This is a genomic window from Serratia inhibens (assembly GCF_003591175.1).
Classification (GTDB): Bacteria; Pseudomonadota; Gammaproteobacteria; order Enterobacterales; family Enterobacteriaceae; genus Serratia; species Serratia inhibens.
Window position 1 is genome coordinate 1,154,329 of the sequence record NZ_QYYG01000001.1, and the last position, 26,974, is coordinate 1,181,302.

Annotated in this window: 26 protein-coding genes and 1 tRNA gene; 14 read left to right on the top strand and 13 right to left on the bottom strand. The window is 53.5% G+C overall.

The window, feature by feature from the left end:
• Nucleotides 1–9 precede the first annotated feature (9 nt).
• The 3 genes from tssC to D4100_RS05580 all read right to left on the bottom strand — a co-directional run bounded on the left by tssC (nucleotide 10) and on the right by D4100_RS05580 (nucleotide 2,984).
• On the bottom strand, nucleotides 10–1,557 hold the full coding sequence (gene tssC, locus D4100_RS05570; protein ID WP_119803438.1) for a type VI secretion system contractile sheath large subunit: 1,548 nt from the start codon (nucleotides 1,555–1,557) through the stop codon (nucleotides 10–12).
• Between the two features lie 34 nt (nucleotides 1,558–1,591).
• Nucleotides 1,592–2,089, bottom strand: coding sequence for a type VI secretion system contractile sheath small subunit (tssB, locus tag D4100_RS05575; RefSeq protein ID WP_119803440.1), 498 nt, complete (start codon nucleotides 2,087–2,089; stop codon nucleotides 1,592–1,594).
• 807 nt (nucleotides 2,090–2,896) lie between these two features.
• Nucleotides 2,897–2,984, bottom strand: a tRNA-Ser gene (locus D4100_RS05580).
• A 228-nt stretch (nucleotides 2,985–3,212) separates the two neighbouring features.
• Between D4100_RS05580 and yccA the strand changes: the two genes are divergently transcribed.
• The gene (gene yccA / locus D4100_RS05585) at nucleotides 3,213–3,872 is read left to right on the top strand and encodes an FtsH protease modulator YccA (RefSeq protein ID WP_004942825.1); all 660 of its coding nucleotides are present in this window, start codon (nucleotides 3,213–3,215) and stop codon (nucleotides 3,870–3,872) included.
• A gap of 111 nt (nucleotides 3,873–3,983) precedes the next feature.
• Nucleotides 3,984–4,313 (top strand): sulfurtransferase TusE, encoded by a 330-nt coding sequence (gene tusE / locus D4100_RS05590; RefSeq protein WP_004942823.1) that lies wholly within the window; start codon nucleotides 3,984–3,986, stop codon nucleotides 4,311–4,313.
• Between the two features lie 3 nt (nucleotides 4,314–4,316).
• Here tusE and yccX read toward each other — a convergent pair whose 3' ends face one another.
• The gene (yccX, locus tag D4100_RS05595) at nucleotides 4,317–4,595 is read right to left on the bottom strand and encodes an acylphosphatase (RefSeq protein WP_119803442.1); all 279 of its coding nucleotides are present in this window, start codon (nucleotides 4,593–4,595) and stop codon (nucleotides 4,317–4,319) included.
• Between the two features lie 90 nt (nucleotides 4,596–4,685).
• Between yccX and rlmI the strand changes: the two genes are divergently transcribed.
• Nucleotides 4,686–5,876 carry a 23S rRNA (cytosine(1962)-C(5))-methyltransferase RlmI gene (gene rlmI / locus D4100_RS05600; RefSeq protein WP_006320713.1) on the top strand — a complete coding sequence of 397 codons (1,191 nt, stop codon included), beginning with the start codon at nucleotides 4,686–4,688 and terminating at the stop codon, nucleotides 5,874–5,876.
• A gap of 61 nt (nucleotides 5,877–5,937) precedes the next feature.
• Nucleotides 5,938–6,255 carry a heat shock protein HspQ gene (gene hspQ / locus D4100_RS05605; RefSeq protein ID WP_004942817.1) on the top strand — a complete coding sequence of 106 codons (318 nt, stop codon included), beginning with the start codon at nucleotides 5,938–5,940 and terminating at the stop codon, nucleotides 6,253–6,255.
• 61 nt (nucleotides 6,256–6,316) lie between these two features.
• Here the strand turns inward: hspQ and D4100_RS05610 are convergent, their stop codons facing one another.
• Nucleotides 6,317–6,730, bottom strand: a complete 414-nt coding sequence (locus D4100_RS05610; RefSeq protein WP_119803444.1) for a CoA-binding protein — start codon at nucleotides 6,728–6,730, stop codon at nucleotides 6,317–6,319.
• A gap of 259 nt (nucleotides 6,731–6,989) precedes the next feature.
• Here D4100_RS05610 and D4100_RS05615 point away from each other — a divergent pair, with 259 nt between their 5' ends.
• Both D4100_RS05615 and D4100_RS05620 read left to right on the top strand, forming a co-directional pair.
• Nucleotides 6,990–7,661 (top strand): DUF2057 family protein, encoded by a 672-nt coding sequence (locus tag D4100_RS05615; protein WP_119803446.1) that lies wholly within the window; start codon nucleotides 6,990–6,992, stop codon nucleotides 7,659–7,661.
• Nucleotides 7,662–7,783: 122 nt separating this feature from the next.
• Nucleotides 7,784–8,242: a methylglyoxal synthase gene (locus D4100_RS05620; protein WP_006320716.1), complete on the top strand. Its 459-nt coding sequence runs from the start codon at nucleotides 7,784–7,786 to the stop codon at nucleotides 8,240–8,242.
• Between the two features lie 33 nt (nucleotides 8,243–8,275).
• On the opposite strand, the gene helD is transcribed toward D4100_RS05620, so the two are convergent.
• Nucleotides 8,276–10,330, bottom strand: coding sequence for a DNA helicase IV (gene helD, locus D4100_RS05625; protein WP_006320717.1), 2,055 nt, complete (start codon nucleotides 10,328–10,330; stop codon nucleotides 8,276–8,278).
• Nucleotides 10,331–10,496: 166 nt separating this feature from the next.
• Between helD and D4100_RS05630 the strand changes: the two genes are divergently transcribed.
• Nucleotides 10,497–10,949, top strand: a complete 453-nt coding sequence (locus tag D4100_RS05630) for a YccF domain-containing protein (protein ID WP_006320719.1) — start codon at nucleotides 10,497–10,499, stop codon at nucleotides 10,947–10,949.
• Nucleotides 10,950–10,975: 26 nt separating this feature from the next.
• Nucleotides 10,976–13,111 (top strand): YccS family putative transporter, encoded by a 2,136-nt coding sequence (yccS, locus tag D4100_RS05635; protein ID WP_006320720.1) that lies wholly within the window; start codon nucleotides 10,976–10,978, stop codon nucleotides 13,109–13,111.
• On the opposite strand, the gene D4100_RS05640 is transcribed toward yccS, so the two are convergent.
• The gene (locus tag D4100_RS05640) at nucleotides 13,112–13,771 is read right to left on the bottom strand and encodes a TfoX/Sxy family DNA transformation protein (RefSeq protein ID WP_119803448.1); all 660 of its coding nucleotides are present in this window, start codon (nucleotides 13,769–13,771) and stop codon (nucleotides 13,112–13,114) included.
• A gap of 233 nt (nucleotides 13,772–14,004) precedes the next feature.
• Here D4100_RS05640 and sulA point away from each other — a divergent pair, with 233 nt between their 5' ends.
• The gene (sulA, locus tag D4100_RS05645) at nucleotides 14,005–14,511 is read left to right on the top strand and encodes an SOS-induced cell division inhibitor SulA (RefSeq protein WP_006320722.1); all 507 of its coding nucleotides are present in this window, start codon (nucleotides 14,005–14,007) and stop codon (nucleotides 14,509–14,511) included.
• 358 nt (nucleotides 14,512–14,869) lie between these two features.
• Nucleotides 14,870–15,946, top strand: coding sequence for a porin OmpA (gene ompA, locus D4100_RS05650; protein WP_006320723.1), 1,077 nt, complete (start codon nucleotides 14,870–14,872; stop codon nucleotides 15,944–15,946).
• Between the two features lie 96 nt (nucleotides 15,947–16,042).
• On the opposite strand, the gene matP is transcribed toward ompA, so the two are convergent.
• On the bottom strand, nucleotides 16,043–16,501 hold the full coding sequence (matP, locus tag D4100_RS05655; protein ID WP_006320724.1) for a macrodomain Ter protein MatP: 459 nt from the start codon (nucleotides 16,499–16,501) through the stop codon (nucleotides 16,043–16,045).
• 209 nt (nucleotides 16,502–16,710) lie between these two features.
• Here matP and D4100_RS05660 point away from each other — a divergent pair, with 209 nt between their 5' ends.
• From D4100_RS05660 to fabF, 4 genes are all read left to right on the top strand, one after another.
• Nucleotides 16,711–18,462, top strand: a complete 1,752-nt coding sequence (locus D4100_RS05660; protein ID WP_193395142.1) for an AAA family ATPase — start codon at nucleotides 16,711–16,713, stop codon at nucleotides 18,460–18,462.
• Nucleotides 18,463–18,530: 68 nt separating this feature from the next.
• A complete protein-coding gene (gene fabA, locus D4100_RS05665) occupies nucleotides 18,531–19,049 on the top strand; it encodes a bifunctional 3-hydroxydecanoyl-ACP dehydratase/trans-2-decenoyl-ACP isomerase (RefSeq protein WP_006320726.1) in 519 nt (172 codons plus the stop codon).
• 129 nt (nucleotides 19,050–19,178) lie between these two features.
• A complete protein-coding gene (locus tag D4100_RS05670; protein WP_119803450.1) occupies nucleotides 19,179–19,706 on the top strand; it encodes a winged helix-turn-helix transcriptional regulator in 528 nt (175 codons plus the stop codon).
• The gene (gene fabF / locus D4100_RS05675) at nucleotides 19,703–20,977 is read left to right on the top strand and encodes a beta-ketoacyl-ACP synthase II (protein WP_006320731.1); all 1,275 of its coding nucleotides are present in this window, start codon (nucleotides 19,703–19,705) and stop codon (nucleotides 20,975–20,977) included. The genes D4100_RS05670 and fabF overlap by 4 nt, the downstream gene beginning before the upstream one ends.
• 63 nt (nucleotides 20,978–21,040) lie before the next feature.
• Here the strand turns inward: fabF and rmf are convergent, their stop codons facing one another.
• From rmf to D4100_RS05700, 5 genes are all read right to left on the bottom strand, one after another.
• Entirely contained in the window at nucleotides 21,041–21,211 is a 171-nt protein-coding gene (gene rmf / locus D4100_RS05680; protein WP_006320734.1) for a ribosome modulation factor, read from the bottom strand.
• Nucleotides 21,212–21,484: 273 nt separating this feature from the next.
• Complete coding sequence (gene pqiC, locus D4100_RS05685) at nucleotides 21,485–22,042, bottom strand: membrane integrity-associated transporter subunit PqiC (RefSeq protein WP_119803452.1); 558 nt, start codon at nucleotides 22,040–22,042, stop codon at nucleotides 21,485–21,487.
• Nucleotides 22,039–23,685: an intermembrane transport protein PqiB gene (gene pqiB / locus D4100_RS05690; protein WP_119803454.1), complete on the bottom strand. Its 1,647-nt coding sequence runs from the start codon at nucleotides 23,683–23,685 to the stop codon at nucleotides 22,039–22,041. Before pqiB ends, pqiC begins: the two co-directional genes overlap by 4 nt.
• Nucleotides 23,672–24,988 carry a membrane integrity-associated transporter subunit PqiA gene (gene pqiA, locus D4100_RS05695; RefSeq protein WP_043912910.1) on the bottom strand — a complete coding sequence of 439 codons (1,317 nt, stop codon included), beginning with the start codon at nucleotides 24,986–24,988 and terminating at the stop codon, nucleotides 23,672–23,674. The genes pqiB and pqiA overlap by 14 nt, the downstream gene beginning before the upstream one ends.
• A 74-nt stretch (nucleotides 24,989–25,062) precedes the next feature.
• On the bottom strand, nucleotides 25,063–26,970 hold the full coding sequence (locus tag D4100_RS05700) for an ABC transporter ATP-binding protein (RefSeq protein ID WP_119803456.1): 1,908 nt from the start codon (nucleotides 26,968–26,970) through the stop codon (nucleotides 25,063–25,065).
• Nucleotides 26,971–26,974: the final 4 nt, after the last annotated feature.

A 26,974-nucleotide genomic window follows, 5' to 3' on the forward strand; every position in this document is an offset into this window, starting at 1 on the left:
CTTCCTGCCTTATGCTTTCGCTTTCGGCATCTGGGAAACCAGCGACAGATTCACGTCCATCCCTTCCACCTGGAAGTGCGGCACGGCATACAGCTTCACGCGGAAGAAGCCCGGGTTATCTTCGATATCTTCCACCGTCACTTTCGCATCACGCAGCGGGTGGGACGCCTGCAGGTCGTCGCCCGGATCGGTCATTTCCGTCACCAGGCTGCGCACCCAGGTATTGAGTTCCAGCTCCAGCAGACGGCGGTCCTTGGTGGTGCCGATGTTTTCACGCTGAATAAGCTTCAGGTAATGCGCAATGCGCGACAGCAGGAAGATGTACGGCAGACGCGCGTTGATGCGGCTGTTGGCGGTGGCATCGGCGGTGTCATACAGTGCCGGTTTCTGGGTAGAGTTCGCCGAGAAGAAGCAGCTGTAGTCGCGATTTTTGTAGTAGGACAGCGGAATGAAGCCGAGGTTGGCGAATTCAAATTCGCGAGTTTCCGGGATCATCACCTCACTCGGGATCTTCACCTGATTGCCGGTGCCCAGATCGTACAAATGGATAGGCAGGTCCTGAACGGCACCACCGGCCTGCGGGCCACGGATTTGTACGCACCAGCCGTTGTTGATAAAGCTGCGCACCATGTTGGCGGCAAACGCAAACGAGGCGTTGGTCCACAGATATTTGTCGTGATCCGGGCCTTTCACTTCTTCGACGTAGTTGAAGCTGCGCACCGGCACGGTGTCCGGACCGTACGGCAGGCGGCCCAGCACGCGCGGCATCACCAGACCGATATAGCGGGAGTCATCCGTCTCGCGGAAGGATTTCCATTTGATGTACTCGGCCCTGTCGAAGTAGTTGCCGATATCTTTAATCGCCGCCACGTCTTCCATATTGTCTTTGAGGAAGAACTTAGGTCCAGCAGAGCCGATAAACGGCATATGCGCAGCAGCGGAGACTTTGGAGATATTGCGCAGCAACGCCACGTCCTGCGCAGACGCATCGAACTCGTAGGCAGAAATCAGCGCGGCAATCGGCTCACCACCCGGGGTGTCGTACTCAGCGATGTATGTATGCTGGTATAACCCGCTCTGAATAATCTCCGGCGCGTCTTCAAAATCCTGGCGCAAGTCGTCTTTCGAGAGATCAAGCAGTTCGATTTTAACGTTCTGACGGAAATCGGTTTTATCCACCAGAGATTTGGCACCACGCCACAGCGATTCAACACGCTGAAATGCCTCATGATGCATTACCGCGTCCAACTGGCGGCTAATCTGATAATCCAGCGCCGCGATGTGGTGGTCAATCAGGGTTCTGTCCAGCTTTTCGACTTTTGAACCCGATTTAGTCAGGCATTCCAGAAAGACCTGCATCCCGGCCGTCAGGCGCTCATCGGCAGTCGCATCCGACATCGCCTGGCTATCCTGCCAGATATCCAGCGCACTCAACTCGGAGACCGGACTTAAGTTAATTTTTTCAAACAGGGAAGCATACACGCTGCTCGCTTCCGGACGCTCCAGCACCACGTTCTCACCGCCAGCGGTATTCTCATTTTTTACAGACATCGGCATTTTCTCTTCGTTAATCCGTTAAACATCGCGACCGTTATGCTTGCTTCGGTGCCAGAGCAGACAGCTCACTGCGCAGTTCAGCGCTGAGCGCCGGGTCGAGCAGGATTTTTTCCAGCTCTTTGCGGAAAGCCTGGTTATCCAACAGGTTGGCCTTGAGGTCGCGGAGGAGATTGCGCATGGCAAGCATGGCTTTAAGCTGGGGGATCTGGCGGGCCACCTGCTCCGGCGTGAAATCGTTCATCTCACGGAAAGTCAGGCTGACGTTCTCTTCGCTGCCGTCACCAGCCAGGGTGTTTTCAACGGAAAGATTTACGGAGGGAGAGAATTCGGCCAACACGCTGTCAAAATTGTTTTTATTAACGTTGACCTTTTCACGCTCAGATACCGGGCTTTGTTCCGTGCCATTGCTGTAATCCCCCACCACCATCAGCTTGAGGGGCAATTCGGTTTTCTTCTGAGCACCGCCGGTGTGCAGGTCGAGTTTTATATTGACGCGAGCTTTGGGGATCTCGGACTGGTAGGAGTTAGACATAGCTATCCCTGTTCTATGGAAGAATAGAAAAGGTCAATGCCACTGAGAAATTAATAAGAAAGACTTAACCTGCCAGAACAAAACCCCGGCTTACGTCATCCAACGCAAATCAAAATCCGGGGTAAAAAGCGGGTACATTCCATTCACCAGCTAGCATGACACAGTATTTAGGCCTCTATCTGAAAAGTGAAAATTTCAGAATATTACCTATTGATTGAAGTGTAAAAACATTAACCAAGTGATGGAAAATCAACATTTGTAACAAAATATTACTTTCTTGTCATTTAACAAAAATAGATCATCAACATGATTTACAAGAACTTTCCTACAAAAACCCTTTCAGGCCGCACAGCGCAAGGCTGAATGATAAATGATCAAATTAGCTTAAGTTTAAAAATCGAACAGATTTAAGCCAGTAGTGAGAAATTTCCGATTTTGGATTTTTTTCGAAAAATGAGACATTGGCGTTCCCACCTTGTCCTTTCATTGAAGGGAAAACAAAAAAACATTCCCATCATTTATGATTCTTCAAAACCCCATTAAATAAGGCTTATCGTTTCGTACCTAAATAAGCTTGGTTCTATGGTGGAGAGGGCGAGTCTGAGGTGTTTGAGAGCGGCATTGTCAGTGTGTTGAAAGATATGCTCCGGGATTGTAAAAACCAATTAGTCGTGCAAATCAGGTAGAGGAGTTCACAAAAAGATTGTTCGGTCGCGGGAGTAACGGAAGGAAGATAGGACGCTGTGGGCATTTCAGTATACCAGATACAAAAAACCCCGCGCTCGAAGAGCACGGGGTCAGAATGTATGGCGGAGGAGCAGAGATTCGAACTCTGGAACGGTTTCCCGTCGACGGTTTTCAAGACCGTTGCCTTCAGCCACTCGGCCACCCCTCCGCAACGAGCCGAACTATAAACAGAGCCGATCCGCTTGTAAAGCCCATTACCGCTCAACCGAACGAAAAAACAGCATCTGGCGCACAAGCGTTGAAGAAACCGCCAACCATCGCTCAGGGTTGCAGCAATGATAACTAACGGTAAAGATTGGTAAACAAACTTTAATCAAACGCTTGCGCTGCCTATCATCGGAACTAATTTTGTGATGACCTGATAAGAGAGATCATTATGGACCGTATTGTCGTCTCATCCTCCTCGCGCGACTCGTTGCTCAGCACGCATAAAGTTCTGCGCAATACCTACTTCCTGCTTTCGTTAACGCTGGCGTTTTCCGCGCTGACCGCGACTGCCAGCACCATGCTGGGGCTGCCGGCGCCGGGCCTGTTGCTGATGCTGGTCGGGTTCTATGGTTTGATGTTCCTGACCCACAAACTGGCGAACAGCCCGGCGGGTATCCTGGCGGCATTCGCGCTGACCGGTTTTATGGGGTACGCGCTGGGTCCAATCCTCAGTTCGTTCATTAATACCGGGGCCGGCGATCTGATCATGCTGGCGCTGGGCGGCACTGCCGTGGTGTTCTTCTGCTGTTCAGCCTATGTGCTGACCACGCGCAAGGATATGTCGTTCCTGTCCGGAATGATGATGGCGGGCTTTGTGGTGTTGCTGGTTGCGGTAATCGCTAATCTGTTCCTGCAAATTCCTGCTCTGCATCTGGCGATCAGTGCGCTGTTCATTCTGTTCTCCGCCGGCGCAATCTTGTGGGAAACCAGCAATATCATCCACGGCGGCGAGACCAACTACATCCGCGCCACCGTCAGCCTGTATGTGTCGCTGTATAACATGTTCATCAGCCTGTTAAGCATTTTGGGCTTCGCGCGCAGCAACTGAGTCAACGCTTGCCTAACACTCAAACCCCGCCTCGGCGGGGTTTTGTTTTTTGCGACAACCAAAAATTTGTTAAACTGGCGGCCGTTCTGAATCATTCGTTATCGAGGCAGTATGTTGGAGTTTGAAGGCCAGATTATTGAAACTGATGCGCAAGGTTACCTGAAAAACAGCGCAGACTGGCATGAGGGCCTGGCGCCGCTGCTGGCTGCGCAGGAAGAGATAACGCTAAGCGAAGCGCATTGGGAAGTGGTGCGCTTTGTGCGCAACTTTTACCAGGAATTTAATACTTCACCGGCGATCCGCATGCTGGTGAAAGCCATGGCGCAGAAATACGGCGAAGAGAAAGGCAACAGCCGTTACCTGTATCGCCTGTTTCCAAAAGGCCCGGCCAAACAGGCCACCAAAATCGCCGGCCTGCCAAAACCGGTAAAATGCATCTAAACCTTAATAGCGGATACTGAACCCCTGGTAATCGGCCGTGCCGCGGGGTTCTACCAAAACGCGCTCGACACGTGCGCTGCGCGGGCCACCGTTCTTCAGCCATTCCACCAGCTTATCCACCTGCGGTTGTTCGCCGCAGGCCACCACTTCGACGCTGCCGTCGTCAAGGTTGCGCGCATAACCGCTTAACCCCAACGCCGTCGCCTGATGCTGGGTGCTATAGCGAAACCCCACCCCTTGCACCACGCCATAGACATACGCAGCAATGCAAACTTGTGTCATAATCCGCCCCTTATCAACTTTCGTTTATGGCATTGCCTGTGCGTCGCACGGCGATGTCACTCTTTTTACCTAGCTGGCACATTCTTAATTATGACCGTACGCCTGTTTCTCGCCAAAGGACGTGAAAAGTCCTTACTCCGTCGCCACCCATGGGTATTCTCCGGTGCCGTTCAACGTCTTGAAGGTAAAGCTCTTTCTGGCGAAACCATTGATATTCACGACGCCCAGGGAAAATGGTTGGCGCGCGGCGCCTACTCGCCGGAATCGCAAATCCGCGCCCGTGTCTGGACATTCCAGCAGGATGAAGAGATTAACATCGATTTCTTTGTCCGCCGCTTGCAGCAGGCACAAAACTGGCGTGATTGGGTAGCGAAACGTGATGGGCTGGATGGTTATCGCCTGATTGCCGGCGAATCCGATGGCATGCCAGGCGTTACCATCGATCGCTTCCAGAATTTCCTGGTCCTGCAATTGCTGTCCGCCGGCGCCGAATACCAACGCGCGGCGCTGATTACCGCCTTGCAGCATTGCTATCCTGAATGTGCAATCTACGATCGTTCAGACGTTGCCGTACGTAAAAAAGAAGGTCTGCCGTTGGCTCAGGGGCCGGTACTGGGCGATCTTCCCCCTGCTCTGCTGCCCATTACCGAACACGGCATGAAGCTGTTGGTGGATATCCAGCAAGGTCATAAGACCGGTTTTTACCTCGATCAACGCGACAGCCGCCTGGCGGCACGTAATTATTCCGCCGGCCGTCGCGTACTCAACTGTTTCTCCTACACCGGTGCCTTCGCCGTTTCAGCCCTGATGGGCGGTTGTTCGCAGGTGATCAGCGTAGATACATCGCAAGCAGCGCTGGATATCGCCAAGCAGAACGTCGAACTGAATCAGTTGGACCTGAGTAAAGCTGAATTTGTACGCGACGATGTATTCCAGTTGCTGCGCGCCTACCGTACGCAGGGCGAAAAATTCGACCTGATCATTATGGATCCACCGAAGTTCGTCGAAAACAAAAACCAACTGGCCAGCGCCTGTCGCGGCTATAAAGATATCAATATGCTGGCGTTGCAGTTGCTGAATCCGGGCGGAATTTTGCTCAGTTTCTCCTGCTCCGGCCTGATGCCAACCGATTTGTTCCAGAAAATTTTGGCCGATGCCGCTGTAGATGCCGGGCGTGATGTACAATTTATAGAGCAGTACCGTCAGGCTGCCGATCACCCGGTTATCGCAACTTATCCTGAAGGGTTGTACTTGAAAGGGTTTGCGTGCCGGGTGATGTAACTTGAAATACGCTGCTTTGCCCTCATATAAAGAGCAAAGCACTGTTTCTCAGGAGGTCATCATGATTGCCAGCAAATTCGGTATCGGACAACAGGTTCGGCATAAGTTGCTGGGGTATTTGGGGGTGATTATCGATATTGATCCTGAATACTCCCTCGAGCAGCCCAAAGCTGATGAGATAGCGGCGAATACCGATCTACGGTTCGCCCCTTGGTACCACGTGGTGATGGAAGACGAAGAAGGCCAACCGGTGCATACCTACCTGGCGGAAGCACAGCTGGATGGGGAAGCCCAGGACGCCCACCCTGAACAACCCTCGCTGGATGAACTGGCGGAATCCATCCGTCACCAGTTACAAGCGCCACGCCTGCGCAACTGATGCGTAATGGCCTGAGAAACTCGCCTTAAAGGCCTGGCGCGATGCCAGGCCTTTATTTTACTCAGCGCTCAAGGCCCAGACGCGGGATTTCGATTTTAGGGCAGCGATCCATCACCACCTTAAGCCCCGCACCGTTCGCCAATGCCTCTGCCTGTTCGTTAATCACGCCGATTTGCAACCACAACGCCTTGGCGCCGATGGCAATAGCCTCTTGCGCCACCCCGTATGCAGCCTCTGAATTACGGAATACGTCAACCATATCGATCGGGTGCGGAATGTCCGCCAGCTTCGCATAAGCCTGCTGGCCCAGGAGCGTCTGCCCCGCCAGCTTGGGGCTAACCGGTGTCACCTGGTATCCCTGTGAAAGCAAATAGGCCATCACGCCAAAGCTGGCGCGCGCCGGATTATCACTGGCACCCACCAGTGCAATGGTTTTCACCTGTTGCAGCAGGCCGGCAATTTCGTTGTCTCGCATTTTCCGCTCCCAATAGTTGACAGGGACTCCCCTGTGATAAGTGTAACTCATTGACCTTGAATCGACGAAACGCGATACCCCGGAAACTCCCTGCCACTTTTGCGGTCTGATGCTGTCACTGCTAACATTCACTCGGCCAATAATGTCAAAATGAATATAAGTGTGTATATTTGTAAACACAAATGCGCCTTTGGAAAATTCTGACACATTGCATGGTGTATTCGACACTAATAACGATGCCACTTATAAGGAGATAACGATGAAATTTGGTCTGATGGTTGCGGGGCTGCTCAGCATCAGTATCAGCATGCCTGCCGTAGCTACGACCCTGAGACTCTCCTCTGATATCGACCTGCTGGTGGTTGATGGCAAGAAAATGACGGGATCGTTGCTAAAAGGTGCCGACAGCCTGGAACTGGATGGCGGGCAACATCAGTTGCTGTTTAAAGTCGTCAAGTCCGTTCGCTCGGGCCAGCATGAGGTAACGGCCTATTCCTCCCCACCGCTTATCGCCACCTTCAATACGCAGAATGTCAGCTCCGTAGCCATTGAGTTGCCACGCATTGAGAATGTACGTGATGGCCAGAGGTTTGATAAAACGCTTAATTATCAGGTTATTGATAAAAAAGGTAACGCGTTGGCGATGAGACATGACGTGCTGCACCCCGATGGCGTGACGCTCAATGTTGATCTGGAAAAACTGATGGCAGATTACAACAGCCAGAATCGCCCAGCCTCGGTGCCGTCCTTCGCGCAGGTTCGTGCCGTTACGTCGCCCTCCCCACTGGGCAACACGGTATTAAACTCCCCCACGGTGACGTTGAAGGGTGAAAACGTTTCCGAACAAATGCTGCAATACTGGTTCCAACAGGCGGATAAAGACACCCAGAAACGTTTCCTGCAGTGGGCCAATAAACAGGCAGCCCATTAGGATGAGTGGTGTCTTTTACACAAAGGTACGCTTTCTTCGCATTTTCCGGTGTAAACGCTAGGCAGTGAAAAACAGTTTCAGTAATCTGTCGCACATCCCCCCGATTAGCGAAGGACATCGAGATGGAATTTACTACCCGCACTATCGCCGCGCGCAAACACATTGCATTGGTGGCACACGATCACCGCAAGCAAGCCCTGCTCAAGTGGGTTGAAGACAATAAATCCGTCTTGGAGCAGCATCAGTTGTACGCCACCGGTACCACCGGCAACCTGATCCAGCGGGCCAGTGGCATTCCGGTACAAAGCATGCTGAGCGGCCCGATGGGCGGCGATCAGCAGGTCGGCGCACTGATTGCGGAAGGTAAAATCGATATGCTGATTTTCTTCTGGGATCCCTTGAATGCGGTACCCCATGATCCGGACGTAAAAGCCCTGCTGCGCCTGGCGACAGTATGGAATATTCCCGTCGCCACCAACCGCTCCACCGCAGATTTCCTGATTGATTCTTCGCTGTTTAAAAGCGAAGTGGAAATCGCCATTCCAGATTATCAGCGTTATTTGCAGGATCGCCTGAAATAGTGATTGCGGCCTGGCAAACACCAGGCCCTGAACTTAAGGTTTTTTCTGCAGCGGCACGCCGAGATCCTGCAAATGCTCAACGAACACCGACGGACGTTCGCGATCCTGCAATAGCCAGACCTGATGCTTGGCGCGCGTCAGCGCCACATACAGCAACCGCCGCTCCTCTGCATCCGGAAAATCTTCCGGTTGGGGCAGCAAAACATCCTCCAGCACCGACTCACGCGCTACCGCCGGGAAACCATCGTTGCCTTCGTGCAAACCGGCGATGATCACATATTCCGCCTGCTGCCCTTTGCTGGCGTGAATAGTCATAAACTCGAGGGCCAGTTTTGGCCACCGGGTCGCCGCTTTCGACAGCACTTCCGGTTTCAGATGGTGATAACGCGCCAGCACCAGAATGCGCTCATCCGGCTTGGCGTAACCGCTCAGCTTGTCGAGCAGGCTCTCCAACTGCTCATGCGGCAAAATTACCACCGATTTCTTATTGCCTTTACTCAGGCTGTTCAACGGTTTTTTCAACTGGTGTGGATTCTGTTGTACAAAGCGGTTTGCCACCTCACCGATACGCTCATTGAAACGGTAAGTGGTATCGAGCGCACACTGGGCGCCTTCGCCAAAGTTTTCGGCAAACGCCGTGGTTAGCGTCAACTCCGCACCGCTAAAGCGGTAAATAGCCTGCCAGTCATCACCCACCGCGAACAGGCAGGTTTGCTTATTCTGCTTGCGTAGCGCTGCCAGCAACTGGGCTCGTTGCGGCGAAATATCCTGGAACTCATCCACCAAGATATGCTTCCACGGGCTGACAAAACGCCCTTTTTCCAGAATATGGACCGCCTGATGGATAAGGCCGGAGAAATCCACCGCCCCTTCATCTTTCAGCGCGCCTTTCCAGGCTTTCAGCAAGGGTGCCATCAGGCGAATACGTTTTGAAAACAGGTCACGGATCTCTTCATCCGCCTGTTCGATCATTTCCGCCTGGCTGCCACCGTGCATCCGCATCAGCCCCAGCCAACGCTCAAGCCGGCCGGCCAGCCGCTCGGCCAGGCGCTTATCCTGCCAGAAGTCGCCTTCGGGCACGTCCCATTCCAGCTCCTCAATCAGCCACTGACGCCATCCTTTGGCCTGCGTTTTTTTCTCTGTACACTGTTGCTGCCAATGGGTAATCAACAAAGCACGCCGGGCCTTGCTGTCGGTTTCCAACTTGCTGATTGCAGGTACCTTGCGGTTGCCCTGTTGAATGATCTGCAGCGCCAGCGCGTGAAAAGTCTTGGCTTGAATCGCCACGCTGCCCAGACGCTCCTGAATGCGCTCATTCATCTCTTCCGCTGCCTGACGACCAAACGCCAACAGCAGTATCTGCCCGGGTTCAGCCTCCTGACGGCGTAACAGCCAGCCGGCTCGCGCCACCAGCACCGAGGTTTTTCCGCTGCCGGCACCCGCCAGAACCAGCACCGAGTCTTCGCCATTGACCACTGCACGGCTTTGCGAGTCATTCAACGGTGAACTTTCGATAGTCTGGAAGAAATCGTGATACGTCTCCAGCATGCGCTCTGTCCACTGCTGATTACGCTGCCCCACACTGCGCAGCCCGTGCTGCAACCATTGCTGGCATAGCTGGTAATCATCCCGACAGTTGTCGAACTCATCCAATCGCGCTACCGGCATTGGCAAGGCGCCAAAAGACTGCCGGATCTGCTGCTGCAATTTTCCCAGTTCGGACTTTTTGAACCACTTGTCCTGCTGTTCAATACGTTGGATATGTTCTACCTGCTGTTGTAAAACGCCGGCGCTGACTGCGCTCATCTCCGCGCTCCATTGCTGCCAGGCCTGTTGCAGGTAATGGTAGAAACGCTGAGTTTCTTGCCATTCGGTACCATGCAGGCGCACCACTTTTTCATCGGGCAGCTCAAACTCCAGCTCGCCCCAGACGATGCCACGCTTGCATCTGACTTGAATCAACTGATTGAAAGGAATCAGATATTCATGCTTTTCACCGCTCACCTCAACCCCGGCGTGCAGCAACCGCACGCGGTTATAAGGATGCTGAGCCAGGTGTTTCCCCAGCGATGTCGCTTTAAGTTCCATATCGGCGCGCCATGACTATGTTGAGATTAAATAACGGATATCTGCCAGTTTACCTGTGATAAGCAGTGGCACTCTAGCGCTAAAAAAAGGGTAGAATAGATTTTGCGTTTTGATACCAAACGCAACCGCTTCGCGGTTTGGCCATCATTAGAGCAGAATGACGACTATGCGTACTGTACTGAATATTCTTAATTTTGTGTTGGGCGGTTTTTTCACTACCTTTGGCTGGCTGGTCGCAACGGCGTTCAGCGTCATACTGATTATTACCCTGCCCCTGACCCGCTCGTGCTGGGAAATCACCAAATTATCGTTTCTGCCTTTCGGCAACGAAGCCATTCACGTTAATGAACTGTATCCGGAAAAAAGCAACGCGCTGCTGTCTGCCAGCGGTTCACTGCTGAATATTATCTGGCTGATACTCTTCGGTTGGTGGTTGTGCTTGTCCCACATCGCCGCCGGCATTGTGCAGTGCGTGTCGATTATTGGCATCCCGGTAGGCATTGCCAATTTCAAAATCGCCGCCATCGCACTGTGGCCGGTGGGTCGCCGCGTGGTATCGGTTGAGATGGCTCAACAGGCCAGAACCGAAAATGCCCGACGTCAGTATCAACAGCGTTAATTTTTTCTCCGTCTGAGGAGTTTTTCGTGCTCTCTTTTGCACCAGCAATACGCCGTTATACCTACAACAGCAATCTGCTTTATAACCTGCGTATTTTTATTGCGCTGGCCGGCGCAGCCGCCATTCCTTGGTGGCTAGCCATTCCCAAACTCACGATTCCCCTGACTCTGGGAGTAGTAGCTGCAGCATTGACCGATCTGGATGACCGTCTGAGCGGCAGGCTGCGTAACCTGCTGATCACGCTGGTGTGTTTTTTTATAGCCTCCGCCTCCATTGAGCTGCTGTTTCCTTACCCATGGTTGTTCGCCCTCGGTCTGACCACCTCTACCTGCGGCTTTATTCTGCTGGGGGCCTTGGGGCAACGCTACGCCACCATTGCGTTTGGCGCCTTGCTGATCGCAGTTTACACCATGCTTGGGGCCTCAATGTATGACGCCTGGTATCAGCAACCGATACTGCTGATCGTTGGCGCCCTGTGGTACAACCTCCTGACGCTGATTGGCCATCTGATATTTCCTATTCGCCCTTTGCAGGAAAATTTGGCACGCTGTTACGATCATTTGGCGAATTATCTGGATGCCAAGTCCAACCTGTTTGACCCCGATGCCGAACATGCTGCGGACCTGCCGTGGATGGATGTAGCAATGGCCAACAGCACGCTGGTGACCACTCTCAACCAGACCAAAGTCTCATTGCTGACGCGGCTGAAAGGCGACCGTGGTCAACGCGGTACGCGTCGTACCTTGCATTATTATTTTGTCGCTCAGGATATTCACGAACGCGCCAGTTCCGCTCATGTGCAATATCAGGCGCTGAGCCGACAATTCCGTCATAGCGATATCCTGTTTCGTTTCCAGCGCTTGCTCAGCATGCAAGCGCGCGCCTGTCAGCAGTTGGCACAATCGATCCTTCTGCGGCAAAAATACCAGCATAACCTGCGTTTTGAGCCGGCCTTCAGCCGCATTGATGAAGCTCTGGCTCGCGTTGCCGTCACCCCGGAAAATCGTGAACTGACCAAAGCACTATCGCACCTGTTGAAGAACTTGCGTGCGATTGACGCACAATTGGCAAATATCGAATCCGAACAGGCGTTGGCCGACGGACAGACGGAAGAGAACAGTCTGTCAGATGACCGGCTCACGGGTTGGAGCGACATCCGCCTGCGCATTAGTCGCCATTTGACGCCCCAATCAGCCTTATTTCGCCATGCCATTCGCATGTCGGTGGTGCTGTGTATCGGGTATGCTTTCATTCAATTTACCGGCATGCAGCACGGTTACTGGATCCTGCTGACCAGCCTGTTTGTTTGCCAGCCAAATTACAATGCCACCCGCCGCAGGCTGGCGCTGCGTATTATCGGTACGCTGGCCGGCATTCTTATCGGCCTGCCGGTCCTCTATTTTGTGCCTTCACAGGAAGGCCAGATGGTGTTGATCGTCATTGCCGGCGTCCTGTTTTTTGCTTTTCGCACCGTTCAATACGCGCACGCAACCATGTTTATCACCTTGCTGGTACTGCTATGCTTTAACCTGCTGGGTGAAGGCTTTGAAGTGGCTGCACCACGCGTTTACGACACCCTTTTGGGATGCGCCATCGCTTGGGCAGCGGTCAGTTTTATCTGGCCAGATTGGAAATTCCGCCAATTGCCGGCCGTGGTGAACAAAACATTGAACGCCAACTGCCGCTATCTGGATGCGATTTTGGTGCAATACCATCAGGGTAAAGATAATGGTCTGCCGTACCGTATCGCCCGTCGGGACGCGCACAACAGCGACGCAGAGTTGGCCTCGGTGATTTCAAACATGTCGGCCGATCCCAAGGCCGATAAAGTGGTTCAGGATGCCGCTTTTCGTCTGCTATGCCTGAACCACACCTTGTTGAGTTATATCTCCGCATTGGGTGCACACCGTGAACGCATGAACAATCCCGCCACGCTGGCGTTGCTGAATGATGCCGTATGCTATGTCGATGGCGCCTTGCATCAGGAAGAGCAAGGCGGCCACCACATCGCTCAGGCGCTAGAAAACCTGACTGAGCGTATCCAGCTCGGGGCTCCAGAACCAGAAAGCAAAGAGCAACTGGTATTGCAGCAGATAGGCCTGGTCATTGAACTGCTGCCGGAACTCATGGCGCTAAAAACGCAGATAGCTAAATCGGCATAATCACGCGAGATCTTTCATCCCCCCCCTGATTGCCGGAGTGTGCCCATGGCTAAGCAAAGTCATGGTATGTTCAAACCACTGAGTTAGCTCGCTGCGCAGGGCCAGGGGCAAAGCGGCATAGTGATAACCGGCAATCGCCCCACCTAACGAAAGCAGTACCCGCAATCCTAAATTGCGTTGCTGTTGCAACAGCCGGAGATAGCTGCGCTTGGCGCCATTCAAGCGCAAGTCATAGACGTTGCGAATGCCGGCCCGCCATAGTAAACGCTCCATGTTAATGTCGATGTTCGGCAACGTTTTCAGCCGCCCATGAGTACCCGTTTTGACCTGAAGCTCCTGGCAGGCCTCCAGGATAGCCTGCCGCGCCAACCCAATAAGCTCATCCCTTTCCCGCCACAGATATTCATCAACCCAATAATAACGCAGGGTGATTGGTACGCCCCGCTTGGAGTAAACCATATTGACCATTCCGCGGGCGCGAAAAGCAGGCTCCAGGCTATCCGTCGCACGAAGATACAGCTCGCCTTCCGCTATCACCCCAAACATAACGCCATCAGCCAGCACCCCATAACCGCCAAACTGCGAGCGCGTAGTAATGCTCCCTAATGCACAGAAACATGCTTTGGCCTGTTTGACCCTTTCTGTTGATATCCCTTTCATAGAACTTCTCCTTGTGTAGGTTCCAATTGTATTATTTCTCACATCAATGAAATAAAAGTAACGTGAACAAGTAATTAGAAAAATACGCACTATCCGCAGTCCTGCCAATCATAAAAACAGCACGTATAAAAAATAATCGCAATTATGCGAGGCACTACGAAAATTTGGGTTGATCTTACTCATAGTTAGATATACTGTATAAACATACAGTGACACTACGGGCGGGATACTTTATGCGTACTCAATCACTCTACAAACCCCATTTCAGCCACACCTCCTTTGCGGTGAACAATGCTGCGAAAAACACGGATGCCGGTAAAGAAAATGGCCTTATCAGTGAACTTGTTTACAACGAGCATCAACCCGCAGTGGCGCAACTATTGTTGCCCCTGTTGCAACAGCTAGGCAGACAATCGCGCTGGCTGTTATGGCTAACCCCGCAACAAAAACTGAGTAGGTTGTGGCTGCAACAGTCCGGTTTGCCGGTTAATAAAGTGGTGCAACTGAGCCAAATCACTCCGCTTGCCACAGTTGAAGCTATGGAAAAAGCGCTTCTGACGGGTAACTACAGTGTCGTTCTCGGATGGTTGCCCGATCTTACGGAAGAAGATCGGTTAAAATTAAGACGTGCGGCAGAATTGGGTAACGCTTATGGGTTCATTATGCGTCCACAACGTGACATAAACCCGACTCAGGGACAGTGTTCCACGCTAAAAATTCACTCTTCTTTGTATCATTAAGTAAATTTAGGATTTTTCCCATCATTTTTATCTCTCTGGGAGGGAACCTTTGCTGGATCAGGTGCAAAGCGAGTCCTGCTGCGGTTCCGCAAGAAAAAATACAGACTAAATTGCCGCATTTTTTACCGGTTAGTGTTAGTAAATATGTACGATTCTGCGTTTTTTTTTAGAGCTTTATCACATCACACTTGTAACTTTCGCGCCACGTTGTAGACTTTACATCGCCAAGGTTGCTCTATAACGCCAGAAAAACTGGCCGAGTAACAAACGAGGGCTCAAACCTTGGCGAAGGAATTTAACCAAGGGCTTAAAACAGCTTTAAAGCTCATTGCCTATTTGGATGATAACGAGGCGCAAAATGAAAAAGACAGCTATCGCATTAGCAGTGGCACTGGCTGGTTTCGCTACCGTAGCGCAAGCCGCCCCAAAAGATAATACCTGGTACACCGGTGCTAAACTGGGCTGGTCCCAGTACCATGACACTGGTTTCTACGGCAACGGTTACCAGAATGGTATCGGCAATGGTCCGACCCATAAAGATCAACTGGGTGCTGGCGCGTTCCTGGGTTACCAGGCGAACCAATACCTGGGCTTCGAGCTGGGCTATGACTGGCTTGGCCGTATGCCTTACAAAGGCAGCGTGAACAACGGTGCTTTCAAAGCACAGGGCGTTCAACTGGCAGCTAAACTGAGCTACCCAATTGCTGACGATCTGGACATCTACACTCGTCTGGGTGGTATGGTATGGCGTGCAGACTCCAAAGCTAACTACGGCAATGGCACTCGTCTGAGCGACCACGACACCGGCGTTTCTCCGCTGGCTGCAGTGGGTGTTGAATACGCACTGACCAAAAACTGGGCTACTCGCCTGGACTACCAGTTCGTTAGCAACATCGGTGATGCAGGTACTGTCGGCGCACGTCCAGACAACACCATGCTGAGCCTGGGTGTTTCTTACCGTTTCGGTCAGGATGATGTTGTTGCTCCAGCACCAGCACCAGCTCCGGCTCCAGTTGTTGAAACCAAGCGTTTCACTCTGAAGTCTGACGTGCTGTTCAACTTCAACAAAGCAACTCTGAAACCAGAAGGCCAACAGGCTCTGGACCAGCTGTACACTCAGCTGAGCTCCATGGATCCTAAAGACGGTTCTGTTGTAGTTCTGGGTTACACCGACGCAGTTGGTTCTGACCAGTACAACCAGAAACTGTCTGAAAAACGCGCACAAAGCGTTGTTGATTACCTGGTTTCTAAAGGCATCCCGTCAGATAAAATCTCTGCACGTGGTATGGGCGAAGCTGATTCCGTCACTGGCAACACCTGTGGCTACAAAGCTGGCCGTGCTACTAAAGCTCAGATCGCTTGCCTGGCTCCAGATCGTCGCGTAGAGATCGAAGTTAAAGGTATCAAAGACGTTGTAACTCAGCCACAGGCTTAAGTTACCACTGCTTAGTAAAAAACCCCGCAATGCGGGGTTTTTTTTCGTCTACAGGCAGTGAGTTTTGCAACAACGGCCCTTTTCTTGCTGGGCAGGTTACTTGTCGTCTTTGCCGAGGATCGCCTTCAGATCCTGTTTCAACGACGACATCTGACTGGCGTACTTCTCTTTACGTTCGGCATCTTCGATCAGTTGTACTATCGTCTCTGATAGCGTTACTCCACGGCGACGGGCAAGCGCGGCCAGGCGTTGCCAAACCAGAAACTCCAGGTCGATAGATTTTTTACGCGTGTGTTGATGTTCTGCGTTAAAATGACGCTTACGCCTTGCGCGGATAGTTTGTTTCATCCGGTTATCAAGTTCCGGATTCATATGCCTGCTAATCCACGTCAGCACTTTTACCGGCTCATTTTCCAGCTTAAGCAGCTCGTCAATGGCTTCCTGAGCTACACTGTTTTCAATGTGGCGGGTAATAGATTCACCTTCCCGGTGCTTTTTCACCAGGTATTTCCATTTCCAGCCGCTCTCCAAGTTTTCCAGTTGCTGATATTTCATTTTGAGCTCTTCAGTGACCGCGTAACTTTATTAAGCATAACAGCTTTACACCGAATTTCCCCGGCAATTACGCCCTCTTTTAGACTGTTTTTTGCACAGTCGTCGCGCAATGTCAAACTCCCTGACGCCAACTGTGACTCTGTATGTATCAAGCTGCCGTTATTCTTGTATAATCGCCCTTTCCCTTTTTGACGATTGCATCTAACACTTTGACCAATAACCGACTTGAATGGCAATCTCTGTTGCCGGACGTTACGCCTTATCAAGCGATATTTGATACCGCCGCTCAGTTGGCACCAGTGTCCTTTGCCACCATTCAGCCTCGGCTGGAAAATGCATTGACGCTGTTTTGCCATCCACAGTCGCCACCGCGTTTCATGTTGCTGAAAGCGCAGGAAACCCGCGAGTATCTGGCATTGATTGCCCGAGCGATTGAGCCATTGCAGCCACAGAACACTGCTTTCAAAGGCAGCCACTATGTGATCCAGGGCAGCAAGATAAGCGTAGAGCCAGCCAGCCACGGTGATGAGCCGTTTGCCGCCGGTGGCGCCTGTGTGTTTCAGGAATGGGTTGAGCCGGAACAGCTGTTTGGCTGCGTCAGAATTCACAATGATGAAATCTCGCTGCAACCGGGCCTCGTGCATCAGGCCAACGGCGGCGTACTGATTCTGTCGGCACGCTCTCTGCTGGCCCAGCCCCTGCTCTGGCTGCGGTTAAAGCAAATGATCACCCAACGCCAGTTCCACTGGGTTTCTCCCGATGAAACGCGCCCGCTTCCGGTCACTATCCCACCGATGCCACTGGAGTTGCGTCTGATTGTGGTAGGCGATCGCCACGGTCTTGCTGATTTCCATGATATCGAACCGGAGCTGAGCGAGCAGGCCGTCTACGGCGAATACGAAGATGACCTGCAGCTCACCGAAGCCGAGGATATGGTGCAGTGGTGCAGCTACGTCAACACGGTTATCGATGAACAGCAACTGCCCTCACTCGCGGCAGATGCCTGGCTCCCGTTGATGATACAGGCGGTACGCTACAGCGGCGATCAGGGCAACCTGCCGCTCTCACCGTTGTGGATCGGCCAGCAGCTTTCTGAAGCGGCTCTGTATGCAGAAGAAGAAAGCATCACGGCCAAAGCCTTTGAAGCCGCCTTGAATGCACGCGAGTGGCGCGAAAGCTACCTTGCCGAACGGATGCAGGATGAGATCGAACTGGGTCAGATTCTGATTGAAACCGAAGGCGAAGTAGTCGGTCAAATCAACGGACTCTCAGTGCTGGAATACCCAGGGCACCCGCGCAGCTTCGGTGAACCCTCTCGTATCAGCTGCGTGGTGCATCTTGGCGACGGTGAATTTACCGATGTTGAGCGTAAGGCCGAGCTCGGCGGTAATCTGCATGCCAAAGGCATGATGATTATGCAGGCATTTCTGATTTCCGAACTGGAACTTGATCAACCTCTGCCCTTCTCCGCTTCAATCGTGTTTGAACAATCCTACGGTGAAGTAGATGGCGATAGCGCCTCGCTGGCCGAGCTGTGTGCATTGATCAGCGCACTGTCATTACAACCGATCACCCAGCAGATTGCGGTCACCGGCTCTGTCGATCAGTTCGGTAATGTTCAGCCGATTGGCGGCGTCAACGAGAAGATCGAAGGCTTTTTTGAAGTTTGCCAGCGTCGTGGTTTGACGGGCAAACAGGGCATCATTCTGCCCGCAACTAACGTGCGTCACCTGTGCCTGCGCCAGGATGTGGTCGATGCGGTGCGCGAAGGGCAATTCCATCTGTGGGCCGTCAACAGCGCCGCAGAAGCCTTGCCATTACTCACTGGTTACCCCTACTCTGATGAGCAGCAACCGAATCTGTTAGCTGCCATTCAGGAACGAATTGCGCAGGTGAATCCGCAGGAACGTCGGCGCTGGCCATGGCCGTTTCGTTGGCTCAACTGGTTCAACCACGGCTGATCGGACTTGTTCAGCGTACACGTGTTAGCTAATCTGCGTCCTTCAATAAAATAAGGCTTACTGAGAACATGGTAGAAAAACGCGACTCCTATACGAAAGAAGACCTCGAAGCATCCGGCCGTGGCGAGCTGTTTGGCGCCGGTGGCCCGCCGTTGCCGGCAGGTAACATGTTGATGATGGACCGCGTGGTCAAGATGACCGAAGACGGTGGCTCCCACAACAAGGGTTATGTGGAAGCGGAACTGGATATCAATCCGGACCTATGGTTCTTCGGTTGCCACTTTATCGGCGATCCAGTCATGCCAGGCTGCCTGGGTCTGGACGCAATGTGGCAGCTGGTAGGTTTCTATCTCGGCTGGCTGGGTGGCGAAGGTAAAGGCCGTGCGTTGGGCGTGGGTGAAGTAAAATTCACCGGCCAGGTACTGCCAACCGCGAAGAAAGTCACCTACCGCATTAACTTCAAACGTGTTATCACCCGTAAACTGATTATGGGTGTGGCTGATGGTGAAGTGCTGGTCGATGGCCAGGTCATTTATACCGCCAGCGATCTGAAAGTGGGCCTGTTCAAGGACACTACTGCGTTCTAATCGCAGTGACGGCGGCCCTTCCGGCCGCCGTTTGTTTTTCCCGCCGTTATCTTGTTGCGAACTGCAAAGCTCGCGTTCAGAGCGGCCAATAAGTTACTACAATTATTGTAGTAACCTAAGAGGTGTGCCATGCAAAGAACCCGTTTTGATAACATGCCATGCCCGATAGCACGCTCACTTGATCGCGTCGGCGAATGGTGGAGCATCCTGATACTGCGCGATGCGTTTCATGGATTATCGAAGTTTGACGAATTCCAGCAAAGCCTCGGCCTTTCACCCACCATACTGACTCGCCGCCTGAAATATCTGGTGGAAAGCGGCATTTTTCATAAACAACGTTATCAGACGCGTCCGGTACGTTATGAGTATTTGCTCACCGAACGCGGCAAAGATTTTTTCCCGGTGCTGGCGGCTCTGTTTCACTGGGGCAATACGCATCTGGCCGATGAAGGCATTACCGCCGAACTGGTCGATCGCCGTACCGGGCAACCTATATACGTGCAACTGGTCGACAGCGTTACCCGGCAGCCAATCGCATTGCACAACATCACTTTAGCGCCAGGGCCGGCGGCAACCGACGGTATACGTCGGCGTGCAGCCCTGATGCAACAAAATCATTCTGCATTACCCCCCGAATCATCCAAGGAGTCACTATGAACAGTCGTCGTATAGTCATTACCGGCATGGGCGCCGTTTCACCACTGGGATGCGGCGTAGAGGCTATCTGGCAGCGTCTGCTAAATGGCCAGTCAGGCATTCGTCCGCTTCCTGAAGCTATCGTGGCCGACCTGCAGGTAAAAATCGGTGGTCAGGTTCCTACACTGGAACAGGATGCCGAGGCGGGCTTTGATCCCGATCTTTCCGTGGCACCAAAAGACCAGAAAAAAATGGACCGTTTTATCCTGTTCGCCATGGCGGCGGCCGACGAAGCAATCCGTCAAGCGGGCTGGGTCGCGGATACGGAAGAGAAACAAGAACGCACCGCAACCGTGATCGCCTCCGGTATCGGCGGCTTCCCTGCCATTGCCCACGCAGTGCGCACCACCGACAGTCGCGGTACCAAACGCCTGTCGCCATTTACCATTCCCTCCTTCCTGGTAAACCTGGCCGCCGGCCATGTGTCGATTAAACACCAGTTCAAAGGCCCGATTGGCGCCCCCGTTACCGCTTGCGCAGCGGGCGTACAGGCCATCGGCGACGCAGTGCGCATGATTCGCAACGATGAGGCTGATATCGCGCTGTGTGGCGGTACAGAGGCCGCTATCGATACTGTCAGCCTGGGAGGGTTTGCCGCCGCACGCGCCATGTCCACTACGCCGCCAGAAGCGGCAGAAAAAGCGTCTCGGCCTTTCGACAACGCTCGTGACGGCTTTGTCATGGGCGAAGGCGCCGGCATGCTGGTCATTGAGACGCTGGAACATGCGCTGGCCCGCGGAGCAACGCCGCTGGCGGAAATTGTCGGTTACGGCACCAGTGCAGACGCCTACCACATGACCTCCGGCGCGGAAGATGGTGACGGTGCCTACCGTGCAATGAAAATTGCTCTGAAACAGGCTGGTGTCATACCCGAGCAGATCCAGCATCTGAACGCCCACGCCACCTCTACGCCAGTGGGTGATCTGGGGGAAATCAACGCGATTAAACACCTGTTCGGTACCGGCGGCGGCGTGGCAGTGACCTCAACCAAATCAGCGACCGGCCATTTACTGGGCGCTGCGGGCGGGCTTGAAACCATCTTTACTGCGCTGGCACTACGCGATCAAATCGCACCGGCTACGCTAAATTTGGATAATCCGGACCCGGCTGCCGAGGGGTTGAATCTGGTGGCGAAAAAAGCGCAGCCCATGGTCATCAACTATGCGCTGTCGAACGGGTTTGGTTTTGGTGGGGTGAACGCGAGTATCTTGCTGAAACGTTGGCAGGGTTAATAGGGCTTTAACAAAAACCTCCGCCTTGAGCGGAGGTTGTTCCTTTTTATGACAGAGAGCCGCTTAAGCGGTCACAGCCCTGTCCTCCATGGCTTCTCGCCAACCTCCCAGCCATTGAGACCGGCTGTCCACAGTCGTTTTGTAGGGACAATAATCTTTCGAATGCCCTAAAATACCTGCCTGATAACCTTTCGAATGCGCCCTTTCCAGACGATCGCGTTTCTGTCTCTTCATGCCTCGTTTCCCTCACTTTTTTGGTCAGTTGGAAAGAAAACAATGGCTGCTTTTTGCGCAGCCACCTATAAGCAATAGCGCTAAATGAAGGGAAGATCAATGCGCAAAATTCACGCCAATGTCATATTTGTGAGCTACGTACGCAGAATTTTCTAAGTGGCTGAAATGCCAGAAAAGACATTAATTCATTGAAATAAAATAAAAATCCCCTCCGGCAAAGCGTTTTGATATCTCTCGCCGGAAGGGATTAGACCGTTTTAGTACAAATTATGACTAAAAATTACCCGCCTGTGAGGCGATAACCTGGGCTTCCTGCTGCCAGCCCTGCGCCAACGTACGGACCAGCGCGTCGTAACCGTCCTCACCCTGTTTCAATTCCAGGCTGAACGGCCGTTTGGTCAGATTACCTTGATGATTCAGCACCCACTCGCCACGGATAATCGCCTTGCCGTCAAAGCGGCCGTGAAAACCGCTGATAGTGACGTTAAGCACATCCTGCTCACTGCTCATCGGTTGAGAAGATACCACCCAACCTGGCAACGCGCTGCTTAGGTTGGTGACCAGCGTCTGCTGTAGCTGTTGATCGAGCGGACTGGCCCACAGGTTGTTTTGAGCGATGACATACTGCACATCATTGGTCTGGTAAACCACACCGTTTTGCGCCAGGTAATCCGCCACGTTGACGTGCTCCAACCACAGCTGATGCGTCGCAGTGCCAGTGCTGACCGGCGCCGACGCACCCAGCGCCGGCAGTTGGTAGTAGGTTTTCTGTGGTGTGCTGCTACAGGCGCTGAGTAACAGCGCCAGGGCTACCGGAATCCATTTCATCATTTATTGGCCTTCTTCGGCTGAGGATCGTTACTGCCCGCGGCTTCAAATACCAGCGCGTTGCTCTTTTCGTTCAGGGTACGCAGCACGGGCTGCAGTTCACGCAACACCTGATCAAGACGTTGCATATCACCGAGCATCTTGTTGTAGGCCGGAGAACCTGGCTGGAACCCTTTCATGCTGCGGTTCAGTTCCTGCAGGGTTTTCTGCATATCCTGCGGCAGCGCCTTCATCTCTTTGCTGGCGATGATGTCATTCAGCGACTGCATGGTTTTCTGCGTCGACTGCATGGTTTTCTGGCTTTCCGCCAGGGTTTTGGTCGCTTCGTTGATCATCGGATTCAATGGCATCGAGTTGATCTTATCCAGCGTCTGCATCAGTTTCTGCTGGATCTGCGCCAGACCGCCGCTGGTGGTCGGCATCAGCGGATAACCGAACAGTTCGCGCGGCCCTTTCCAGGCTTTCTCCTGCGGATAGAAGTCCAGATCGATATACAGCGAGCCGGTCAGCAGGTTAGCGGACTTCAGCGAAGCGCGCATGCCGCGTGACTCAGCGTCTTTCAGATGGCCTTCGATATCGAAGTTGCCGCCCAGCTGTTTCTGGAAGCGATCAGGCTCAATGCGGATCAGCACCGGAATGCGGTAGTCGTTGTCCAAACGCTGCGCCATGCCTTCTTTATAGAACGGCACCTGCGCGACCGTACCGAGACGAATGCCGCGGAATTCTACCGGCGCGCCCGGCTGCAAGCCGCGAACCGAGTCGGAGAAGAACATCAGGTAATCTTTGTGTACGGTATACAGCGAGTCCTGGATGCTGCGCTGGTTGTCGAACAACGCATACTCCGTCTTTTCTTTCACCTGTTCACCGCGATCCCAACCTTCCGGTACGTCAAAACTTACACCGCCGCTGAACAGGGTTGCCAGCGAGCCCATTTCCACCCGCATGCCCTGCGCCGACATGTCGAACGCCACACCGCTGTCTTTCCAGAAGCGCACGTTGCTGGTCACCAGTTGATCATAAGGTGCCGAAATAAACAGCTGGTAACGCATGGCACGCTGCTTGGGATCAAAGTAACTGGTCTCTACCGAACCCACACGATAGCCACGGAACAGCACCGGATCGCCGGCATTCAACTGGCCCGATTTGTCGCTGTCCAGTACGATGCGCAGCCCTTTGGCATCTGGAGAAGCCAGCGGTGGTGCATCCAGCAGTTGGTAATTATCTTTGCCCTCCTTGCCCTTGGTGCCCGGCTGCAGCTCAATGTAAGCGCCGGAAAGCAGCGTGCCCAGACCAGAAATGCCCTCACGGCCGATTTGCGGTTTAACCACCCAAAAAGCGCTGTCCTGACGCAACAATTTATCCATGCCGGCGTTAAGTCGCGCCTGTACCACGACCTTGTTCAGGTCATCGCTCAGCGTCACGCTTTCTACTACCCCAACATTGACGCTGCGGCTGGTGATTTTGGTTTTACCGGCTTCCAGCCCTTCCGCTGTGGTGGTGATCAGCGTCACCTGCGGCCCCTGGTGGCTGAAATGGTAGAACAGGATCCACGCACCGATCAGCGCGGTGACGATGGGAATGATCCACACCGGCGACCAGCGCTTGATCTTTTCAACGTCCGCGACGCTATGATTATTTTCCGTCACCTTGCGGCTCCTTTTTTATTGTCTCGTTTACGCGATCCCAACTCAGGCGGGGATCAAACGTCATGGCTGCAAACATGGTGAGGATCACCACCAGGGCGAACAGCAGCGCGCCAGTAGCAGGATAAATACTCATCAATTGTCCCATCCGTACCAATGCCGAAAGCACGGCGATCACAAACACGTCTATCATTGACCAGCGGCCGACAAACTCAACCACTTCATAAATCAGGTGCATTCGTTCGCTGTCGGCCCTGTCTTGCTTCTTGCCGTTGGCATCCCAGCACAGCCAGCCAATCGCCAACATCTTCAGTGAAGGCACCATAATACTGGCGATGAAAATGACCATCGCCACCGGATAGGATCCTTCGCCCCACAGCAGGATCACCCCGGCCATGATGGTGGAGGTGATTTTATTGCCCAGCGCTTCGGTCACCATAATAGGCATTAGATTCGCCGGAATATACAGCATGATAGACGTAAACAGCAGCGCCAGCGTCCATTGCAGACTGTGGCGGCGACGCACGTAACCATTGGTATGGCAGCGCGGGCAATGAGCCAGCTCCGCCGGCAGGACCGCCGTACAACACGGGCAGGAACGCAACCCCTGGCGTAACCCGATCCGCCCTACCGTCACTGGGCGATCGATGCGCGGCATCGGCTCTATGTCATTCCACAGCCAACGGCGATCCACGCACTGGAAGGCGCGCACCTGCAGTAAGCAAAACAGGCAATAAGCCGCAAAGCTGCTGCCGACGCCAATATCCCCGTAGGCCATCAGCTTAACGAAACTGACCAGTACCCCGGCGAGAAAAATTTCCACCATGCACCAGGTTTTAAACTGGAACAGCATCTTGGCCATCCACTCTTTCAGGCCAAGAGGCATGCGCACCCTGGCGCATAACAAGACAATCGCCACCATGCAAAACGCCGGGATCAACTGAACGAATACCATAAACAGCGTAGCCATGCTGGCGTAATCTTCCGCCACCATCACCTGCGGGATCTGGATCAGTTTGATTTCGTTACCGATACCGGCAACGTGCATATTGATAAACGGGAAAATATTCGCCAGCAGCAGCATAAACAAAGCGCTGACGGCATAGCCGATGGGCCGCTTGCGCGGTTCCTCCCAGCGGGAGCTGAGGGTCGTTTTACAGCGCGGACACACCGCTTTTGTGCCATATGCCAGTGGCGGCAACGCCACCATCATGTCGCATTGCGGGCACAGCATCAGGTTATCCTGTTGCCGTTCAGCAGGCTTTGCGTGGCTGTGCTGCTCGTGATTGTCGTGGGAACACACCATATTCCTCCTTAATAACGTTGCTCACCGGTACGGCAATACCGCCCGCAGCAGCGCGCGGACGGTATTCTCAAGGGTCAGCCGTTTTTCATCGCTTCCAGCTCTTCCCAACGGGCAAACGCTTCTTCCAGCGCCCCTTCAGCGGCGGCCAGCGCCGTCAACACCTGCTGTGTTTCACTGTGTGGACGCGTAAAGAAATTCGCATCGCTCATTTGCGCTTGCAGCGCTTCGATTTCCGCTTCCAGCTGTTCCAGGCGCTGTGGCAACTGTTCCAACTCACGCAACAAGTTATAGCTCAGTTTCACCGTTGATTTCTTCGGTTGTTCAGCCTTTTTTTCCACCGACGGTTTATTCTGATCGGCCGCGGCAACCTGACGGATCGGTTTCGCCGTAGCGCGTTGATGATGCGCATCGTAGTAACCGCCGACGAAGGTGCTGATCACGCCCTTGCCTTCGAAGATCCAACACTCGGTCACCGAGTTGTCAACGAACTGACGATCGTGGCTCACCAGCAGCACGGTACCCTGATAACCATCGATCAACTCTTCCAGCAACTCCAGCGTTTCGACGTCGAGATCGTTGGTTGGTTCATCGAGGATCAGCAAGTTGCTCGGTTTCAGGAACAGCTTGGCCAGCAACAGGCGGTTGCGTTCACCGCCCGACAGCGCTTTCACCGGCGTCATCGCGCGTTTTGGGTGGAACAGGAAGTCCTGCAAATAGCCCAGCACGTGGCGGGAGCGGCCGTTGACCATCACTTCCTGTTTGCCTTCCGCCAGGTTATCCATCACCGTGCGTTCCGGATCCAGATCGGCGCGGTGCTGGTCAAAGTAAGCCACTTCCAGCTTGGTGCCGCAGTGTACACGGCCGCTGTCGGCTTTCAGTTGACCGAGCATCAGTTTCAGCAAGGTGGTTTTACCGCAGCCGTTAGGGCCAACCAGCGCAATCTTGTCGCCACGCTGCACCTGGGCGGAGAAATTACGCACCAGCACTTTGTCGCCGACCTGATAGTTGACGTCTTCCATCTCGAACACGATCTTGCCGGAGCGCACCGCTTCTTCCACCTGCATTTTGGCGGTGCCCATCACTTCACGGCGTTCCGAACGCTCATTGCGCAGCGCTTTCAGGGCGCGCACGCGGCCTTCGTTACGGGTACGGCGCGCCTTGATGCCCTGGCGGATCCAGACTTCTTCTTGCGCCAGCTTGCGGTCAAATTCGGCGTTCTGCAACTCTTCCACCCGCAGCGCCTCTTCTTTGCTCAGCAGATACAGATCGTAGTTGCCCGGCCAGGACACCAGCTTGCCGCGATCGAGATCGACAATGCGCGTCGCCATGTTACGGATAAAGGAACGGTCGTGGGAAATGAACACGATGCTGCCCTGGAACTCTTTCAGGAAACCTTCCAGCCAGTCGATGGTTGAAATATCCAGGTGGTTGGTCGGTTCGTCGAGCAGCAACACGCGCGGTGAACTGACCAGCGCGCGGCCCAATGCGGCCTTGCGCAGCCAGCCGCCGGAGAGCGAGGACAGCTCCGCATCGCCGTCCAGCCCCAGTTGCAACAGCACTTCGCTGATGCGGCTGTCAAGTTGCCACAGCCCCTGGTGATCGAGGATCTCCATAATCTGCGCCATGCGCGTCAGATTTTTCTCGCTGGGATCGGTTTCCACCAAATGCGAAATCGCGTGATAGGCTTTCAGGTGCTCTGCCTGCTCGGCCACGCCTTCGGCGACAAAATCGAATACCGTGCCACCGATATTGCGCGGGGGATCCTGCTGCAGACGCGCCACAATCAGATCCTGCTCATAAATCACCCGGCCATCGTCCAGCGGGATTTCTTTGCCGAGGATCTTCAACAGCGTGGATTTACCGGCGCCGTTGCGGCCAACCAGACAAACGCGCTCGTTGTCTTCAATATGAATTTCGGTGTTGTCTAAAAGCGGTGCATCGCTGAAGGACAGCCAGGCGCCGGACATGCTGATTAACGACATAGTA